Genomic DNA, 18,898 nt, shown 5'->3' with positions numbered 1-18,898 from the left:
TCCCGACGAGGGAGCCTGCTCGGGGTCGCCGGTCGAAGCAGTTAGGGCTCAGCCGCCGAGGTAGGCCAAAGCGCCGACGACCTGCGCCTTGGTCGCGATCTCGAGAGTCGGCTCGAGTTCGGGGGCGAAGAACGGCGAATGATTGGCCGGAACATCCGTGAGCACGGTTCCGGCCTCCTCGGCGGCCTGGTACTTCTCTGCATCGAAGGACCCCACGAACCAGTAGGCGTAGGGAATGCCGAAGGCCTTCGGCAGTTCGCTGAAGTCCTCCGACGCGGTCGCGGGGGTCGCCTCGAGCACCGCCTCGGTGCCGAAGAACTCGGTGAGCGCCTCGGTGATGGTGTCATTGACGGCTTCACTGTTGTCCGTCAGCGGGAACTGGTCGAAATACTTGAACGTCGGTTCCTTCGGGGTTCCGGCGGCCTCGCATTCGCCGCGGACGATCCGCTCGATCGATGCGATCACCCGCCCTCGCACCGCGGTGTCGTAGGTGCGGACGTTGAGCAGCAGCTCGGCCCGATCGGGGATGATGTTCGACTTCGATCCGGCGTTCGACGCACCGACCGTGACGACGGCGAACTCACCCGGTTCGGTCTCCCGGGACACGATCGTCTGCAGGCGCAGAACGATGGAGGCCGCGAGGACCACGGGGTCGACGGACAGGTGCGGCATGGACCCGTGGGCGCCGCGGCCGAAGACTGTGATCTTCACCGAATCCCCGGCCGACATCACTGGTCCGGCAGCGGTGAAGATCTTTCCGGCCGGCAGCGGCATGACGTGCTGGGCCAGGGCCACATCGGGGGTCGGAACCTTGTCCGTCAGCCCGTCGTCGATCATCGCCTTTGCCCCGGCCGCGTTTTCCTCTGCCGGTTGGAAGAGCGCGATATACGTGCCTGACCAGGCATCTTGGTTCTCTTTGAGCAGCCGGACCGCGCCGAGCAGAGCGGCGGCATGCATATCGTGACCGCAGGCGTGCATGACACCGTCGACCTCGGACGCGAAGTCGAGGCCGGTGTCCTCGGTGACGGGGAGAGCATCGATATCGGCTCGTGCGAGAACGGTCGGTCCGGTGCCGTTGTCGATGACGGAGACCAGACCGGTGGCGGAGATCCGGGTGACCTCGAGGCCGAGTCCCTCGAGTTCGGCCGCGATGCGATCGGCGGTCTTGTGCTCGTCGAGGCTGACCTCAGGATTGCGGTGAAGGTCTTTGTAGACCTCGCGCTGCCAGTCGAGCTGGGAATCGATGGAGTCGAGGAATGAAGGTGTCGTCATCGTGTCTCCTGTTCAGGCGGCGGGTGGGCTCTCCAGGCGCGGACTTTTCTCACAGTATCAGCGGGTGAGGAACCCGTTCGGGGGTGTAGTCCGGGCGGCGCGAGGTGAGCGCCCTATTGAGCGAGCAGCCCTCGCTCGGACAGGTCCGTGCGCAGCGAGGCGGCTCCTGAGAACACGTGGCCGATGAAGCCGAGCCGTTCGGCTGCCTTCACGTTGGCGGGCAGATCGTCGACGAAGACCGTCCGGGCCGGGTCGAGGTCGAATCGGTCCCGGGCCAGTTCGAAGATCGCCGGATCGGGTTTGACCAGACCGACTCGACCGGAGACGACGATGTCTTCGAGCTCGCTGATCGCCGGGGCGACGACGGGGGCATGGTGGATGGTCTCGGCCGACCAGTTCGACAGCCCGAGCAGGCGGACGCCGGCGGTCTTGAGATCTGCGACGATCTCGGCCATGCCGTCGATCGGACCGGTCAGGGATTTGTCGAAGTTCTCGTAGTAGCCAGCGACGATCTCACCGTGGCGGGGGTCCGCCTCGGCGGCTCGGGCGACGATATCGGTGATCGAAACGCCGGAGTCAGCTGCAGTATTGAGCGAGGGGAAGTCGGCCGCCTCGGCGAAGGAATGCCATTCATCGGCGCTCATGCGATCGGCCAGAGGCCCTGTCTGGTCCCAGCCGATGAGCACATTGCCGAGGTCGAAGACGACGGTCGTCGGGGTCGGGCGATCGGGTTCGGTCATGGGCCACCACCTGTCATCGGCATCCTGGAGTCGAACCCCACGCTACCCGGAGTCGTCGAACCATTGTGGATTCGGGTTGGCTGGCCTAGGTTGGTTGCATGATCGGCTACCCGCCATTGCAGATCCGGGTGAAGACTCCCCGACTCGAGCTCGTCGGTGCCGCCGATGAGATGCTCGCGGCGCTCACCCCTCTTGTGCGGGACGGCAAGGTCTTCGCGGAACCCGCCCCCTACGACGATCCGATGTCGTTCTATGAATCCGACCCGGACGTGCGGGTGAGCAGGTGGCTCCAGAGCGTATGGCGTGGTCGGGGGCGGTTCTCTCCCTCTGATTTCCGGTTGGCCTTCGCCGTCCTCGTCGACGGTGAGGCCGTGGGGATGCAGGACCTCATTGCGGAGAAATTCGACTCCTGCGGGACGTTCGCCTCATTCTCCTGGCTGTCGACGGATGTGCGCGGTCGCGGCCTCGGCACCGAGATGCGCAGTGCTCTGCTCCATCTTGCGTTCGCGGGGCTCGGGGCGAGTGAGGCCGGTTCCGATGCGTTCGTCGACAACATCGGATCGAACAAGGTGTCCGAAGCCTTGGGGTACGAGCGCAACGGGGTCGATTGGGACATCCGCCGAGGCGAGCCGGGACGCATCCAACGCTGGCGCCTGACCCGCTCGGCGTGGGAAACCAGACGGCGGAACGACATCGAGCTCAGCGGAGTCGAGGACTTCCTCGCCCTCCTCAACAACCACTAACTACTACCTGAGGGCGGCCCAGCAACCTGGCGCGAGGTATCTGGGCCGCCGTCGGGTAGTAATTGAGGCGATCACAGGTCCAGGGAGAACACCTCGTGGTCCGGGGACTTGTGTCGGAGTTCGGAGTTGCGCTGCATACCGAGCTTCTCTGCCACTCGTTGCGACGGTCGATTGTCTCGGTGGATGATGGCGGTCAGTATTGCAGCCACCTCGAGCTCCCGAGCGTGATCGACGCAGGCCAGAGCCGCCTCGGTGGCGAACCCATTATCTTGGTCGGACGGCTTCACATGAAAACCGACCTCAAGGTGAGGTGCGCCGTTGACGGTCTGCCAAGTCAGGCCGCAGTCGCCGAGGAACTCACCTTTGTGCGTCTCCACGATCCACAGCCCGAACCCGTGCTCTGCGTAATTGCGTCGATTCCACCGGATCCACGCAGCCGCCTCGGTGCGGTCTTTGGGGTGAGGGTAATACTCCATCACCTGCGGATCACTGAGGAGGGCGGCCATATCGTCGAGATCGTCGTCGGTCATCTCCCGCAGGCGCAGACGAGGAGTGTCGCAGGGCGGCATGAGTTCAGGATAACCGGGCGGGCCGATGTGCGTGGAGCTGCCGGAGTGTTCAGCCAGATCGGCGTCGCCGGCGATCACGGATGACCGCGAGTGTCGTGGCGGTGATCAGCAGAACGAGGGCCAAGAGCCACAGAAACGCGGCGAAGTCATGGAACGGGGCCGTCTGCGAGCTCAGAAAGCAGGCAGCGGCGAGCAGGATGAATGCGACGATCCAGCTGGTGAGTCGCGAGTGCTTCATCGCTCCTCCAACGTCAGGGTTCACGGTCGTTGGCACTGACTCTAAATAGAGCAAGGGTACCTGTCAACGCCGGTGACGGCGGCCCAACAACCTGGCGCGAGGTATCTAGGCCCCCGTCAGGTAGCAATTGGGGAGGGGATGACAGCGACCCTGCGTTCACACCAAATGGGTGAACGCAGGGTCGCCGGTGAATCTCAGAAGTCTCTAGGTGAGACTCTCAAAGAGTCTCAGAGGCCGCGGACGCGAGTCGCCTGCAGGCCCTTGGAGCCCATCTCAGAATCGAACTCGACGTTCTGACCCTCGGTGAGCTCGCGGTAGCCGGAGGCTTCGATCGCGGAGAAGTGAGTGAACACGTCAGCCGAACCGTCGTCAGGCTGGATGAATCCGAAACCCTTTTCCGCGTTGAACCATTTCACGGTACCTGTTGCCATAATCTTTGTATCCTTATTTTTTAACTGATGACCGCTGCTGCGATCGTGATGGTCGAACCCATTGCTGGATCCGGCTTTCCCGCTGGCTGGACTGGATCTTCAGACGCAGATCCAACGAAAATATGTGGGTGAACCGAGGACTCGGAATCGCTGGTGAGGATGAGTTTTCTGATGTGAGGTCTCTGTCTCAGACGAAATCGTGGGGATACTCGGTTTCGATCATGCACTCGAAGGTGCTGGACGGAAGTCGTCAGACGACTGAACTGGGAAAAATCATGAGGGGCGCGGAAGGCAGACACGCGCCGATGGGCAAACACATGGTGACGAGCGAATCTACCTGCTCTTCAGACACCATCTGCTCCGCACATTTCTGTGCGAGAACGATTCCAGCTTAACAGAGTGATCGCTCTGCGGGTGATTTCGGCCGAATGATTTCAGTCGAGAGATGGAACACAGCGATGTGCACTCGACCGCGCAGGCATCTAGGATTGTATACATTCCGTTTTGTATGCAATCCGCCGTGACCCCGGACGCAGGAGCACCCGAACCGTGGACAACGTAGAATCGTCACCGCCGCCAGGACCCCGCCGACAGCGACGCCTCGCCGCGAAGTACCGGCGCCGGCGCACCTTCGTCGCCGTGGCTGCGGTCCTCATCATCGGTGCCCCCGTGACGATCGCGGTGGCGGTGCACAACCTCGGCGCGAATATCTCCTCGTCCCCGCTGCGCGCCCACGGCGGTGACGTTCCCGAGAAGCTCACGGATGAGACGAACGTCCTCATCATCGGATCCGACACTCGCGATCTCGCCTCGGCGAAGGACGCCTCCGATGACTCGGGCACAGGTGAAGGCGCGAACTCCGGGACCGCCTCGGGGCAAGGATTCGGCAGTGCCGAGGGTGCCCGCAGCGATGCGATGATCCTCGCTCACGTCGCCGCCGACGGCGGCCGCATCGACGCCGTGCAGATCCCACGTGACACGATCATGGACATTCCCGCCTGCGACGATACCGGCCACGGCGCGTCGGCGGCCACGCACGGGATGATCAACTCGGCCCTCAATGCGGGTCCGGCCTGCTCCGTATCAGCGGCGGAGGAACTCACCGGGGTGCGCGTCGACCACTTCATCAACGTCGACTTCGACGGATTCTCAGCGATCGTCGACGCGCTCGATGGGATCAACGTCGACCTCGACGAACCTCTCAACGACCCGAAGGCGAACCTCGACCTGCCCGCCGGCCACCAGACGATCGGCGGAGACGACGCCCTCGCCCTGGCCCGGACACGGCACGCCGTGGGCGATGGCAGCGACATCTCACGGATGGGCAACCAGCAGATGGTCATGGAGGCCATCATCGACCGCGCCAAGAGCGGCCAGGTCCTCACCCGGCCCGACCGCCTGTACGGATTCCTCGACGCTGTGACCTCGACGATCGGTGTCGACGACGAACTCGACTCGATGCGTTCGCTGGCCTCCCTGGCCACGACGGTGGCTTCCGTGCCCGAGGACGACATCACCTTCGAGATCATGCCGTGGACACCCGCACCGGAAGACCCCAACCGGGTAGTCAAATCCGCCGAGGCGGACGCCGTGTTCACCGCCATCATCGACGACGAACCGATCGCCGACCTCGGCAGGTAAACATCGGGCACCCGCCGAGTTGATCCCCGCCGTGGCGGTTGTCAGCTCCGTTTCAGCCGCCCCGTCGTTCCGGACATCGGCCCCGTCATGTGGCCTCCGTCCAGGCGATATTCATCCGCGGCTCCTAGACTGGACGGCATGTCTACGATCGAAATCACGCAAGACAACTTCGAGTCGACCATCAACGACAACGAGATCATCCTCCTCGACTTCTGGGCCGATTGGTGCGGCCCCTGCAAGCAGTTCGCCCCGGTCTTCGAACAGGCCGCCGAGGCCAACCCCGACATCGTCTTCGGCAAGATCGACACCGAAGCGCAGCAGCAGCTGGCCGGACTCTTCGCGATCTCCTCGATCCCGACCCTCGTCGCCTTCCGCCAGGGCATCGTCGTCTTCGCCCAGCCCGGCGCGCTCGCCGCCCCGCAGCTCGAACAGGTCATCACCGCCGTCAAGGGACTCGACATGGACGAGGTTCGTGCCGAACTGGCCAAGCAGGAAGCCGCCGCTGCCGCAGAGACCGACAGCGCGGACGGTGCCGCACCCGATTCGATCCCTGCCGACCTGGGCGTCGACAAGTGACAGCGATCAGCAGCCACAACGACCACACCCACGCAGACAGAACCGGCGCAGGCAATACCGGCGTACCCGATTCCGTGGCCGCCTGGGAAGAGCGCTACGCCGGGGCTGACGACGCCATCTGGTCCGGAAATCCGAACGAATCCCTCGTCGCCGTCGTCTCCGATATGACCCCCGGCCGCGTCCTCGACGTCGGCTGCGGAGAAGGCGCCGACGTCGTCTGGATGTCCGAGAACGGCTGGGACGCCACCGGCATCGATCTGTCGACCACGGCCATCGACCGAGCCCGCCGGGCCGCCGAATCCCGCGGAATCTCCGCCGAATTCGCCGTCGCCGACGTCTCCACCTGGGAACCGGAGGACCCCGATCGCCGAGGCGGCTTCGACCTCGTCACCGGATCCTTCCTCCACACCCGGTTGCCCGACACCCGGGAAGAGCTCCTCACCCGCGTCGCCGCGCACGTGGCACCGGGCGGGGCCCTCCTGCTCGTCTCCCATGCGACGATGCCGCCGTGGGCCGCCGAACACAGCGAGAAGTTCGAGCACGGCATGGACCACCACCATGAACTGGTCAGCCCGAACGGAGACTTCGCCCTCCTCATCGGCGCCAGCCCGCACCGCTGGGAGATCGAACTCGCCGACACCCGCACCCGAGAAGTGACCTCCCCGTCGGGCGAACCCGCCGAACTCGAGGACGCGATCCTCCTGGCCCGCCGGGTCTGAACTCGGCCAACCCAGAGACCCGAACCCGGAACCCGGCACAGAGGCGGCTGCGCGGTCGATCAAGACCGCGCAGCCGCCTCGGCGAAACCGGGCGATTCCCAACCCCCTGAGATGGGGTCGAAAACCCGGTCTCACCTGGTGCATTTCCGCCCCGTGAGGGGCTAAGGTGGTGCCATGGCTCGGTTCAGCTTCCTCGAGTGGCCGGTACTCCGGCAGCTGCGCACGTCGGATAAGACGGGACGCGGCGAATCCGTCGTGTCCCAGCAGACTCGGGACACCACTCCACGCACGGTCACGGCCGACAAAGTCGTCCAATCCGTGTGCCCCTATTGCGCCGTCGGCTGCGGGCAGAAGATCTTCGTCAAGGATGACAAGGTCGTGCAGATCGAAGGCGACCCGGACTCACCGATCTCACGCGGCCGCCTGTGCCCGAAGGGCGCAGCCAGCGAACAGCTCGTCAACGCACCCGGCCGTGTCACCGACGTCCTCTACCGGGCCCCGAAGGCCAAGGACTGGACGAAGATCGACCTGCCGACCGCGATCGACATGATCGCCGACCGATTCATCGAAGCCCGCCGCAACCACTGGGAGGACTTCGACGACAAAGGCCACCCGCTGCGGCGGACGATGGGCATCGCCAGCCTCGGCGGGGCGACCATCGACAACGAGGAGAACTACCTCGCCAAGAAGCTCTACACCGCGGCGGGGGCGATACAGATCGAGAACCAGGCGCGTATTTGACACTCCGCCACCGTTCCCAGTTTGGGAACTTCGTTCGGGCGCGGCGGCGCCACACAACCCGTCCAGGATATGGCGAATGCGGACTGCATCATCATCCAGGGTTCCAATATGGCCGAGTGCCACCCGGTGGGCTTCCAGTGGGTGAGTGAGGCCAAGGCCCGGGGTGCCCGCATCATCCACGTCGATCCTCGTTTCACGCGCACCACCGCGATCGCCGATAAGCACGTGCCCATTCGGGCCGGCTCCGACATCGTGCTGCTCGGTGCGCTCATCAACCGTGTGCTCACCGAGGGCCGTTACTTCGACGAGTACGTGCGCGCCTACACCAACGCCGCGAACCTCATCAGCGACGACTATGTCGACACCGAGGATCTCGACGGACTGTTCTCCGGGTTCGACCCGGACACGAACTCCTACGAGAACTCGACGTGGTCGTACCAGACGGATGAGCACGGTGCACCGCTGAAGGACCCGAGCCTGAAGGACCCGAAGTCGGTGTTCCAGATTCTGCGGCACCACTACTCGCGCTACACGCCTGAGATGGTCGAGGAGAACTGCGGAATCAAACCCGCAGACTTCGACTACCTCTACGAATCGGTGACCGAGAACTCGGGCCGGGAACGGACCACGTGCTTCGCCTACGCGGTCGGGTGGACCCAGCACAGCCTCGGCGCGCAATTCATCCGCACCGCCTCGATCCTCCAGCTGCTGCTCGGCAACATGGGCCGACCGGGCGGCGGAATCATGGCGCTGCGCGGGCACGCGACGATCCAGGGATCGACTGATATCCCGACCCTGTTCAACCTGCTGCCCGGCTACCTGCCGATGCCCAGTGCCGGAGTCCACGACACCTTCGACGACTACGTCGCGGCCGTCGGCACCCCGGAGACCCACAAGGGCTACTGGGCCAACGGCCGTGCCTACGCCACCAGCCTGCTCAAGGCCTGGTGGGGCGACGCGGCCACGCAGGACAACGACTTCGCCTTTGACTATCTGCCGCGCATCAACGGCGCCCACGGCACCTACCAGACCGCGGTGCGCATGCTCAACGACGGTGTCGACGGGTACTTCCTGCTCGGGCAGAACCCGGCCGTGGGCTCGGCGAACGGGCGCATGCAGCGCATGGCCATGAGTCACCTGAAGTGGATGGTCGTCCGCGACTTCAGCCTCATCGAATCCGCCACCTGGTGGAAGGACGGCCCCGAGATCGAGACAGGGGAGCTGAAGACCGAGGACATCGACACCGAGATGTTCTTCCTGCCCGCGGCCAACCACACGGAGAAGGCCGGCACCTTCACGCAGACCCAGCGTCTTGTGCAGTGGCGCCACAAGGCCGTCAACCCGCCCGGGGACGCGCAGAGCGAACTCGACTTCTTCTACGAACTCGGCCAAGCCGTGCGCGAGAAGCTGAAGGATTCCGACGACCCCCGCGATCGACCGCTGCTCGACATGACCTGGGACTACCCGGTCGACGAGGAGGGTGAAGTCGACGCCGAGGCGGTCGTCAAGGAGATCAACGGCTACTTCATCGGCGGCGACCGCGACGGCGAGCCCTTGGACAACTTCAACCAGATGACCGACGACGGGACCACCGCCGGAGGCTGCTGGATCTACGCCGGCGTCTACGCCGGAGGCCAGAACATGGCCGCCCGCCGCAAACCGCGGGATGAGCAGGACGAGACCGCCGCCGAATGGGCGTGGGCATGGCCGGCGAACCGCCGGATCCTGTACAACCGTGCCTCGGCCGCACCCGACGGAACTCCCTGGTCGGAACGGAAGAAGTTCGTGTGGTGGGACGACGAGACGGGGAAGTGGACCGGCAAGGACGTGCCCGACTTCCCGATCGACCGCGCACCCGCCGCCCGATCGGATGCCGCCTACGGCGGACCCGCGAACCTCGACGGTGACGATCCGTTCATCATGCAGGCCGACGGCAAGGGGTGGCTGTTCGCACCCAGCGGCATGATCGACGGACCGATTCCCACCCACTACGAACCGCAGGAATCGACGGTCGCGAACCCGCTGTATTCCCAGCAGAACAGCCCGACCCGGATGGTCATGCGCCGTGAGGACAACCTGTCCGCTCCCGGTGCCGGGGTGCCCGGGTCCGAGGTCTTCCCCTATGTGTTCACGACCTACCGACTCACAGAGCACCACACCGCCGGAGGTATGTCCCGGTGGCTGCCGTACCTGTCGGAGCTGCAGCCGGAGATGTTCTGCGAGATCTCACCCGAACTCGCCGCCGAGGTGGGGCTCGAACCCTACGGTTGGGCGACCTTGGTCTCCCCGCGGGCGGCGATCGAAGCCCGCGTCCTCGTGACGAAGCGGATGACCCCGCTGACGATCGGCGGGAAGACGGTCCACCAGATCGGTCTGCCCTACCACTGGGGCGTGGGCGGTCAGGGAGCCGTCGTCGAAGGCGATTCCGCCAACGACCTGCTCGGTGTGACGATGGACCCCAACGTCTACATCCAGAACAGCAAGTACGTGGCCGGAACGATCATGCCCGGCCGCCGTCCCCGCGGACCCGAACTCGTCGACTTCGTCGAGAAGTACCAACGCGAGGCCGGTCTCAGCCCCGAATCCGGCAACCAGCAGGTCACCGTTCCCGCCGAGGATGTCGAGGCCTCCCATCACGCCGGACAGGGTCGCAGCGCCGGTGGGCACGCTCACCGAGGCGGCGACTCGGCCGTCGGCGTCACCCCGGGCAAGACCCTGGATGGGGGACGCGATGGAGCCTCCGACGGGGACGGCACGACCGCCTCGGCGACGGTCGACAGCGCCGATGATCGCAGCGGTAGGATCACCATCGAACCCACCGAGGCGACCGAACCCGCCGAGACTGCGGTGTCGAACCGTGCCGACGACGGGGACCCCAGCGACGGCGACCCCGACCACGGCCGGCACGCCGACGGCATCGCGATCGCCGAAACCGAGGTGGCCGAAGCGGAAGCTCGCGCCCGGGCGGCTCGGGATCGGCAGGAGAACGAGGAGGAGGACGACTGATGTCGACACCGACGATCGATGACGGCACGTTGGCGGACGGGCACTGGCACGATTCCGCGCACAACCGCAAGGGATTCTTCACCGACACCTCGATCTGCATCGGTTGCAAGGCCTGCGAAGTCGCGTGCAAGGAGTGGAACCGCAACCCGCAGGACGGCACCTTCGAACTGCTCGGTTCCTCGTACGACAACACGGGCAGCCTCGGGGCGAACACGTGGCGGCACGTCGCGTTCATCGAACAGGATTCCGAACGCATCGAGAAGGCGCGGGAATCCGGGCGCAAGCTCGTCAATCTCGGCATGCCCACGATCCGCCCGCGCACCGATGAGTCTGCCGCCGCGCAGCCGCTGGACGGGGCCTTGGGTGCGGCGGCCGAGGGCCGAACCTCCGCCGGTCTGCCGACGACCCCCGACCTCAACGTTGATCTACTGGCACCGGGTGCCCTGGAGCCGACCGACCTGTCGAACGTCGACACAGCACCCCCGGACACCGCGGACTTCCGCTGGCTGATGTCCTCCGACGTGTGCAAACACTGCACGCACGCAGGCTGCCTCGACGTGTGCCCGACCGGTGCGCTCTTCCGCACCGAATTCGACACCGTCGTCGTCCAGAACGATGTCTGCAACGGCTGCGGAACCTGCGTGGCCGGCTGCCCCTTCGGCGTCATCGAACGCCGAGACGACGGCACGATCAACACCCCCACCGACCGGGATGATCGCAAGGCCGCGGACATGGACGTGCCGAACGCGGGCACCGCGAACAAGTGCACCCTCTGCTACGACCGCCTCGTCGAGGGTCAGGAACCAGCCTGCGCGCAGACCTGCCCGACGCAGTCGATCAAGTTCGGCGACCGTGAGGACATGGTCGACCAGGCGCACGACCGCGTGGCCGAACTCCACGCGAAGGGCCTGACCGAGGCTCGCCTCTACGGGGCGAACCCGAACGACGGGGTCGGCGGCACCGGATCGGTGTTCCTCCTCCTCGACGAACCCGAGGTCTACGGCCTGCCGCCGGACCCGCGGGTCGCGACGAAGGATCTGCCGAAGATGTACGCCAACGCCGGGATCGCGGCGCTGGGCATGGTCGCCGCGGCCGGACTCGCGTTCCTCGGGAGCCGCCGTTCATGAGCACCTCAGAGTACGATTCCTACCGCCCACCCGAGCCGGAAGGCGGACGCAGAAAACGCCGCCGAGGCGGCCGCGGAGGTCCCAGCGGACCTGACGGTTCCGGTGGCCGTCGGGGCGGTCGCGGCGGCAACGGCCGTGGCGGCGGGTGGAAGAACCGCGGTGCCGACGGCAACCGTGAGATGCCGATGGTCGAGGACGTCGAATTCACGTCCTACTACGGTCGACCGATCGTCAAGGCTCCACCGTGGGGCGATGAGATCGGGGCCTACCTGTTCCTCGGCGGTCTGGCGGGCGGTTCGTCTCTGTTGGGCTTCGGCGCGCAGCTGACCGATCGGCCCGGTCTGCGCATCGCCTCCCGGATGACTGCGATCGCCGCGACCGGCATCGGCGGTGCCGCTCTCGTGGCTGACCTCGGCAGGCCCGAACGATTCCTCAATATGATGCGCGTCGTCAAAGTCTCATCGCCGATGAGCTTGGGCACCTGGATCCTCTCCGGCTTCGGCGTCGGATCGGGAGTGACCTTCGCGATCGAACTCGACCGGATCACCGGTGAGAAGCTGCTGCCTCTGGGCCCGCTGCGCAAGGTGCTCCATGCGATGGAGACGCCCGCGGCCGTCGAATCCGCCTTCTTCGCCACTCCGCTGGCCGCATATACCGCTGTGCTTCTCGGGGCGACGGCCGTTCCGACTTGGAACGCCGCCGGTCGCAACGGTCTGCCGTACGTATTCGTGTCCTCGGCATCGATGGCCGCCGGAGGTGCCGCGATGGCATTGGCACCGGTGACCGAGACCGGCCCGGCCCGACTGTTCGCCCTCACCGGCACCGCTGGAGAGGCTTATGCGATGTCGGCGATGAGGAAGCGCATGCACCCCGCCGAGGTCGATCCGATGGACGACGGCGAACCGGGACACAAGCTCCACCGCGCCGAGAAGCTGCTCATCGCCGGAGCCGTCGGAGCCGCCGTCGTCGAGGTGGGGGCGCGCGTGTTCGCGAAGAAGCTGGGTGGGCGTAGCTCTGGCGGCTCAGCGAGTGCTTCAGATGTGGCTGGCGCAGTTGCTGAGGCTGTCGGAAGTGCAGGCTCTGCTGGAGTCGCAAAGCGGAGTTGGAAGACGCGTGCTGTGCTGCGGGGGCTGTCCGTCGTCTCCGGTGCGGCCTTGGCGGCCGCCTCGGCGTACACGCGTTTCGGTGTGCTGGAAGCCGGCATCGAATCGACGAAGGACCCGCGTCACGTGGTCGAACCGCAGCGCGCTCGCCTCGAAGAGCGTCGGGCTTGCGGCATCACCGACGACTCCATCACCACCGGCCGGTAGACGGGCGGGCAAGGCATCACCGCTAAGCGCGAGCGCCCCTCACCGTGAGCACCCCTCACCGTTCGTGTTGCTGGGCACCGGCAGTGCCAGCACCCACTCGCGAGTGGCTCTTCATACAGTTCCGGCGGAACCCCTCGCCTTCAGTGCGAAAACACCTCGGTGCAACGGGGTGGTGTGCGACGACCGATGAAGGATGCTCGAACTCGCTGCGCGAAATCTCCCTCGGCGAACGCTGATCGGCGTCAAAAACAGCCTCACCAGGCACCTTATTCAGCAACATTGCTTGCAAATTGAAGTGCGTCGGGTAGCGTGAGAGACCTATGAAGAAGCTGCTTCAGGACCGCCAGAGCATCAAGCTCGGGGTTTTTGTGGCAGTGGCCTTCCCGCTGATCTACTTCGGCATGCATCTGCTCGGCTGGGGCAACGAGTCATTCAATTGGTGGCAGACACTGCTGGCCGGCCTCTTCACCGGTGCTTTCTTCTGGTTCTTCACGTCCAGCTTCCGCCAGTTCCGCGACGAGGACGTCACTCCGCGCCGATAGTGCCCCTCAACGCACGTGCACGCCCGAGCCGGCGACGATCTCGCCGATAATCGGGTGACCAGGCAGTTCGCCGACGACGAGCAGCCCGCCGGAGGTCTGCGCATCGGCCAGAAGCAGCAGGTCGTCCTCGGTCACGGAATCATCCGCGGTCAGATGAGGTCGTACCCAGTCGAGGTTTCGCCTGGTCCCGCCGGACACATACCCGTCAGCGATCGACTCATCGACACCGCCGAGGCGGGGTACCGCAGCCGAATCGATGACCGCTCCGACTCCTGAGGCACGGGCCATCTTGAACAGGTGCCCGAGCAGACCGAACCCGGTGATATCCGTGGCCGCTCGTATGCCTGCAGCCACGGCCGCCCGCGACGCTTCGGCATTGAGTGCAGTCATCGTGGCGATGGCCTCCTCGGAGACCTCGCCGGTCTGCTTGTGCCGGTTGTTGAGGATCCCCACGCCGATCGGCTTGGTCAATGTCAGGGGCAGCCCCGCCTCGGCGGAATCGTTGCGCATGAGTTCATCCGGATGCGCCACACCGGTCACGGCCATGCCGTACTTCGGTTCGGGGTCGTCGATCGAATGGCCGCCGGCCACGGGGCAGTTCGCCTGCGCTGCGACGTCGAGCCCGCCGCGCAGGACCTCGGTGAGCAGCTCCATCGGCAACTTCTCCCGCGGCCACCCGACGAGGTTGATCGCCGTGACCGGGGCCCCGCCCATCGCGTAGATGTCCGAGAGCGCATTGGCCGCCGCGATCCGACCCCAGTCGTAGGCGTCATCGACGACCGGGGTGAAGAAATCCGCGGTCGAGAGCACCGCGAGGTCATCGCGGACTCGCACCGCCGAGGCATCATCGCCGTCATCGAGGCCGACGAGGACATCCGGGCCGGGCTGACCGACCAGGCCGCGCACCGCGTCCTCGAGCTCGCCGGGAGGGATCTTGCAGGCGCATCCTCCACCGTGGGCGAACGAGGTCAGACGGTCCTGAATCGCAGTCATACTGCGAGACTAACACCGGCGGTCAAGGGCGTCGACGGACGCCCGATTCCACTCCGTCGCCGAAGCGGCCGTGCACCTCCGTACGGGCGCACGGCCAGTCGTTCGCCCGGGTCAGTGCCTCCCCGCCGGGCGGCCGGCCCGCCGCGCGCGGGCCGCGCCGACGGCGATGATTCCGCCGATGACCAGCAACGCGCCGAGCAGTGCGGTGAGCAGAACCGGCCCGCCCGTGCGCGGCAGATCGCCGTTCCCGTCAGACGACCCGTCCGCGTTCGCATCGCTTCTCGACGAGGCGGTCGACGAAGTGCCGTCCGATTCGCTGTCCGACGAGCCGCTCGCCTCGCTGCCGCCCGAGGCACTCGAAGAGGCATTCGACGAGGCTCCGTCCGAACCGCTTCCCGCCGAGGAATCCTCATCGGCACCGGCCGAGGCCTTGGTCGAGGCGCCGTCATCGTCCGACCCCTCCGATGAGCCGTCCTCGCCTCCCGTGGAGGAAGCGTCGGAGCCGTCCTCAGCTCCCGCACTGTCGGCCGATGCTCCGCTGTCCTCAGATCCGTCGTCATCGCCGGGACCCGGAGGCGGTTCTTCCCCCGCGACCTCGACGGTGGCCTTCGCGGTCTTGCCGTTGACGGTGACCTCGAGGGTCGCTGTTCCCGGGTTCTCCGCGGTGATCTGACCCGTCGCCGGGTTGACGCGGACGACGTCGGAGGCCGCCTCGGGGGCCCCGGATTTCACTGACTGGGCACTGACCTTCGCGCCCGTCGCCTGCTGCATGGCCACCTCGGCGCCGGAATCGACCACGACCCCGTCACCACCCCACTGAGCCGTCGCCGGCCACCCGACGGGAACGGTGCGCTCACCCTGAGTGAAGGACGCAGCGACGTCCGCGGATTGACCCAGGGCCAGGGAGCCGGGTGCCTCGAGTGAGATCGAATCGACGCGCGGCTTCGTCTCCGCGGCCAGCCAGCCGACCCGATCGGCCGTGCTCGGATCGTCACCGACGTCACCGACGCCGGGATCGACGCCGAGCATCGTCCATCCGGTGAATCCGCCGGTCGCCGGAGTGCCGGCCGGACCCTTCCCGGAGTTTCCGTTGATGAGGTAGCTCACGCCCTCGACCGCGGACCCGTGGAACGCCCCCACATGGCCGTTGATCACGGCCGCGGACTTCCCGCTGTCCTTGCGGAACTCTCCGAGCTTCTTCTCGAGTTCCTCGGCCTCCCGTCGGTCCCCGAGCTGGCTCGTCTTCGACGGCAGCGGATCCTGCGGGGGATGGTGGAAGAACACGGTGATGCCGGTCAGCTCGTCACGTTCGGCCACCTCGTCGAGGGCGTCTTCGAGCATGTTCAACTGCGAATCATCGCTGCCGTTCAACGTTCCGTCCGAGGAATTCAGGGTCACGATCTTCGTCCGCCCCACTGTGCGTTCGCCGGGCGGGGAACCGAACGCGGCCTCGAAGTTGTCGATCTCCCCACCCATGATCTCGTGGTTGCCGGGCACGTAGATGTAGGGGATCGACTCATCCCACTCCTCGTCGATGATCGTCTTCGCCAGCTCGAAATCCTCCGGAGAGGCCTCGTCGACGAGGTCGCCGTTGATGACGAGCAGATCCGGCTTTGCGGCACGGATCTCCTTGAGCGTCCGCCTGGCACCCTTGACAGCTTCGGAATCCGGGTCGGTGGCGACGAACTGGGCGTCGCTCATCACGGCGATGTTCTGCGGACGGTCAGCGACGGTCCCGGTCGTCAGCAGCGCCGGATCATGCCGCGCCGAGGTGGCCGGATCGTCGGTCTCAGGCGTGGAGATCGCCTGGAGGTCCGAAATCGAAATGTCCCCCTTGTACTTCTCGGCAGACCGGGTCTCCATCATCCGGATCCGTTCGAGGGTGAGCGGTTGGGAGAGCCCCTCGGGGACGGTGAAGCGGACCTTCTGCCACCCGTCGAAGGTGATGTGGTCGCCGTCGATGTTCGTCACTGTGCCGTCGGGAGTGCTCACCTGCAGCCTCGGCCAGGCCCCGGTGCCGTCGCCGCGGACCATCATCTCGAACGCCACCGTGTTGCCTTCCAGCTTCACCGGCTCCTTCGGGATGAGGTAGTAGCCGCGCGTCGCCGAGGAGGTGGAGAAGTCATACGTGAGATCGATGCTCGGCTTGCCATCAGGGCTGGGCTCACCTGCGGTGAATGAGCCGGTGGCCCGATCGTGGCCGTCGGTGAACGCCGAGGTGTCGGAGAAGTCGAGGACCTCGGTCGTTTCGGTGCCGACGGTCACCGGGATCGTCGTTGTCACGTCTCCGACGGTGAGCTTCACGTTCCCGGACGTCGGTTCGTCGTCGCGGGAGTCCTTGCCTTTCCCAGCCGTCGACGAATCGGCGGAGACGACGAGTTCGCCGAGGCTGTCGGTGTCGACCCTCAGCCCTTCGTCAGCGTCGACGTCGATGTCGCCGGTTTCGATGAGAGAACGCCTGCCCTCGGAGTCGAAGCCGGTCAGGGACACCGTCTGCGAGTCCTGGGCGTCCTCGAGGTTGATGCTCCGCGCGCTCGGCCAGAGTCCGACCGGTTCGCCGAGCACATCGAGGTCCTGTCGCGCGGTGTGCCCGTCGACGGCATAGCTCACGCGACCCTTGCCGGTGGTCTCACCGGTCACGCGGGCGTTCGACTCATCGGAGTCGGCGAGCTTCACTCCGCCGTCGGCGGAGAACGTTCCAGAGGAGGCGATCGGTTCGAGATTCTCACCGAGCCCGGTGCCCCTCATCGATCGGCTCAGCCCCTTGAGCACGGTGGTCTGTCCGTCGAGTTCGGGCTCGATCTGTGCATCGGCCAGTTGTTCTGCGGGGGCATCTGAGTAGAAGACGAGGGCATTGGCGACGGTGCGCTGCTTACCGTCGGACGGGTCGTTCTGCAGTGCCGGAGCATCTGCGCCGGCTGTGCGGGCGAGCATCGTCGTCGACCCGCCGCCGTCGAGGTTGACCGCGTTGTAGGCACCGATGTCAGAGAAGAACTCGCCCATGTCCTCGAGACTCATGCCTCCCGAGGACTCGCTGCGTCCGTCGATGGTGGTGACGAACAGCTCCGAACCGTCCTTGCTGATGCCCACCGCGGTGCGTGGGTGTTCGGTGTCTTCGAGGTCGCCGGCGGGGAGGTCGGGAACCGAACCGTCGGCCAGGATCTGGTGGCTGCCCGCGATCCCCATGTCGACATCCTCGCTCGGTCCGATCTCGACATCGACGTCGTCGCCGACTTCGAGTTCCGACAGCGTCTTCGCCCCGGCATCGCGGCCGAGCAGGACCTGTCCGTCTGCCGGGATTTCCGGGTCGCCCGCTTCGTCCACCATGCCCGAGGTTTCGGTGACCTTTCCGTCGACGACAGTGACGCGGGCGACCTCGGCGGCTATGTCATCGGGGCCGCCGACCGGACGGTCGAGCGTATGGTCTCCCCACGCCTCGTTGTACACACCGATGGTGTCGAGGCTCAGCTCCGGGTTGTTCAATCCGCCGAGTTCCGTCTCCTGCCCGTCATGGGACAGCGTTCCCGCCGCGGAGAGCATCGACACGGCTGCCTTCTTGTCCTCGAGCGTGAGCGCCGGTTTGGCCTCCTTCGAGCCGATGCGCATTCCCTCCCGAGACACCGAGGTGTAGATCGGTGCCCACGACTGGTTGATGTCGAAGAACGTGCCGTTGACGGCGGCCACGGCCTTCTTCCCCTCGGGTCCGCCCGCCATGATCTCGCTGGTGGTACCGGCGCCGGCGACCTTTCCCGTGTCGCGGACGTCCATCGACAGGGAGTCCGTGGTGAGGTCCGCGGTGAGCACATTGCCGTTGTTCCACCCTCCGTCCTCGAGACGGGAGAAGTTCGTCAGGTCGAGCCCCGGAGCCACGCGTTTGGTTTCGACGTCGCGCAGTGCCGACCCGTCCCTGCCGAGGTCGTCCTCGCTTGGTGCTGCAGCATGGGCCGGTGTCGAGGCGGGACCCGGAAGACCGGGGAGCGTTCCGATGGGTGCGACATGGGCAGCGAGGACCGCCAGTGTGGCGAGTATGGCGGGGATGAATAGTCGCCCTCCGGTGGGATGGGATCGGCGGTGTGACCAGGCAGGATGAAGCGAAGAGGGCATGACGACCTTCGAGCGGTGATGGCTGGGAACCTTGTCACCTTAAGCCGCGCTCGGAGAAGCCTGAGCGAATGGTGAGTGAACTCGGTCGGAAGATCGGTACCGGCGCGCTCGATACTGGTTCGTTTGGTCAATCGAGCGCCGCCCCG

At 65.9% G+C, this 18,898-nt stretch carries 14 protein-coding genes and 1 pseudogene; 8 read left to right on the top strand and 7 right to left on the bottom strand.

Annotation, left to right across the window (positions count from 1 at the left end):
- Positions 1-48: 48 nt before the first annotated feature.
- Both AC239G_RS18565 and AC239G_RS18560 read right to left on the bottom strand, forming a co-directional pair.
- Positions 49-1,272: an amidohydrolase gene (locus AC239G_RS18565; RefSeq protein WP_487489501.1), complete on the bottom strand. Its 1,224-nt coding sequence runs from the start codon at positions 1,270-1,272 to the stop codon at positions 49-51.
- Positions 1,273-1,385: 113 nt separating this feature from the next.
- Entirely contained in the window at positions 1,386-2,012 is a 627-nt protein-coding gene (locus tag AC239G_RS18560; protein WP_487489500.1) for an HAD family hydrolase, read from the bottom strand.
- A 98-nt stretch (positions 2,013-2,110) separates the two neighbouring features.
- Between AC239G_RS18560 and AC239G_RS18555 the strand changes: the two genes are divergently transcribed.
- Complete coding sequence (locus tag AC239G_RS18555) at positions 2,111-2,755, top strand: GNAT family N-acetyltransferase (RefSeq protein WP_139467570.1); 645 nt, start codon at positions 2,111-2,113, stop codon at positions 2,753-2,755.
- A 71-nt stretch (positions 2,756-2,826) separates the two neighbouring features.
- Here AC239G_RS18555 and AC239G_RS18550 read toward each other — a convergent pair whose 3' ends face one another.
- The 3 genes from AC239G_RS18550 to AC239G_RS18540 form a co-directional block, all read right to left on the bottom strand.
- Entirely contained in the window at positions 2,827-3,324 is a 498-nt protein-coding gene (locus tag AC239G_RS18550; protein WP_139467569.1) for a GNAT family N-acetyltransferase, read from the bottom strand.
- Between the two features lie 49 nt (positions 3,325-3,373).
- Entirely contained in the window at positions 3,374-3,562 is a 189-nt protein-coding gene (locus AC239G_RS18545; RefSeq protein WP_139467568.1) for a hypothetical protein, read from the bottom strand.
- A 227-nt stretch (positions 3,563-3,789) separates the two neighbouring features.
- Positions 3,790-3,993, bottom strand: a complete 204-nt coding sequence (locus AC239G_RS18540) for a cold-shock protein (RefSeq protein ID WP_062240453.1) — start codon at positions 3,991-3,993, stop codon at positions 3,790-3,792.
- 549 nt (positions 3,994-4,542) lie between these two features.
- Here AC239G_RS18540 and AC239G_RS18535 point away from each other — a divergent pair.
- The 7 genes and pseudogenes from AC239G_RS18535 to AC239G_RS18505 all read left to right on the top strand — a co-directional run bounded on the left by AC239G_RS18535 (position 4,543) and on the right by AC239G_RS18505 (position 13,655).
- The gene (locus tag AC239G_RS18535; protein WP_487489499.1) at positions 4,543-5,634 is read left to right on the top strand and encodes an LCP family protein; all 1,092 of its coding nucleotides are present in this window, start codon (positions 4,543-4,545) and stop codon (positions 5,632-5,634) included.
- A 138-nt stretch (positions 5,635-5,772) separates the two neighbouring features.
- Positions 5,773-6,210 carry a thioredoxin gene (gene trxA / locus AC239G_RS18530; protein ID WP_259357995.1) on the top strand — a complete coding sequence of 146 codons (438 nt, stop codon included), beginning with the start codon at positions 5,773-5,775 and terminating at the stop codon, positions 6,208-6,210.
- Complete coding sequence (locus tag AC239G_RS18525) at positions 6,207-6,929, top strand: class I SAM-dependent methyltransferase (protein WP_376904421.1); 723 nt, start codon at positions 6,207-6,209, stop codon at positions 6,927-6,929. Before trxA ends, AC239G_RS18525 begins: the two co-directional genes overlap by 4 nt.
- Before the next feature lie 174 nt (positions 6,930-7,103).
- Positions 7,104-10,265: pseudogene (gene fdnG / locus AC239G_RS18520) on the top strand (formate dehydrogenase-N subunit alpha); the annotation flags it as partial.
- Between the two features lie 410 nt (positions 10,266-10,675).
- Positions 10,676-11,803, top strand: coding sequence for a 4Fe-4S dicluster domain-containing protein (locus AC239G_RS18515; RefSeq protein ID WP_487489498.1), 1,128 nt, complete (start codon positions 10,676-10,678; stop codon positions 11,801-11,803).
- A complete protein-coding gene (nrfD, locus tag AC239G_RS18510; RefSeq protein ID WP_181271842.1) occupies positions 11,800-13,113 on the top strand; it encodes an NrfD/PsrC family molybdoenzyme membrane anchor subunit in 1,314 nt (437 codons plus the stop codon). Before AC239G_RS18515 ends, nrfD begins: the two co-directional genes overlap by 4 nt.
- Positions 13,114-13,433: 320 nt before the next feature.
- Positions 13,434-13,655, top strand: a complete 222-nt coding sequence (locus AC239G_RS18505) for a hypothetical protein (protein WP_487489497.1) — start codon at positions 13,434-13,436, stop codon at positions 13,653-13,655.
- Between the two features lie 6 nt (positions 13,656-13,661).
- On the opposite strand, the gene selD is transcribed toward AC239G_RS18505, so the two are convergent.
- Entirely contained in the window at positions 13,662-14,648 is a 987-nt protein-coding gene (gene selD / locus AC239G_RS18500; protein WP_487489496.1) for a selenide, water dikinase SelD, read from the bottom strand.
- Between the two features lie 111 nt (positions 14,649-14,759).
- Positions 14,760-18,752: a phosphodiester glycosidase family protein gene (locus tag AC239G_RS18495; RefSeq protein WP_487489495.1), complete on the bottom strand. Its 3,993-nt coding sequence runs from the start codon at positions 18,750-18,752 to the stop codon at positions 14,760-14,762.
- Positions 18,753-18,898: the final 146 nt, after the last annotated feature.

It is taken from the genome of Brevibacterium sp. Lmc1, assembly GCF_057654315.1.
Note: the sequence above shows the minus strand (reverse complement) of the source record. Positions and strands in the feature narration are given on the sequence as shown.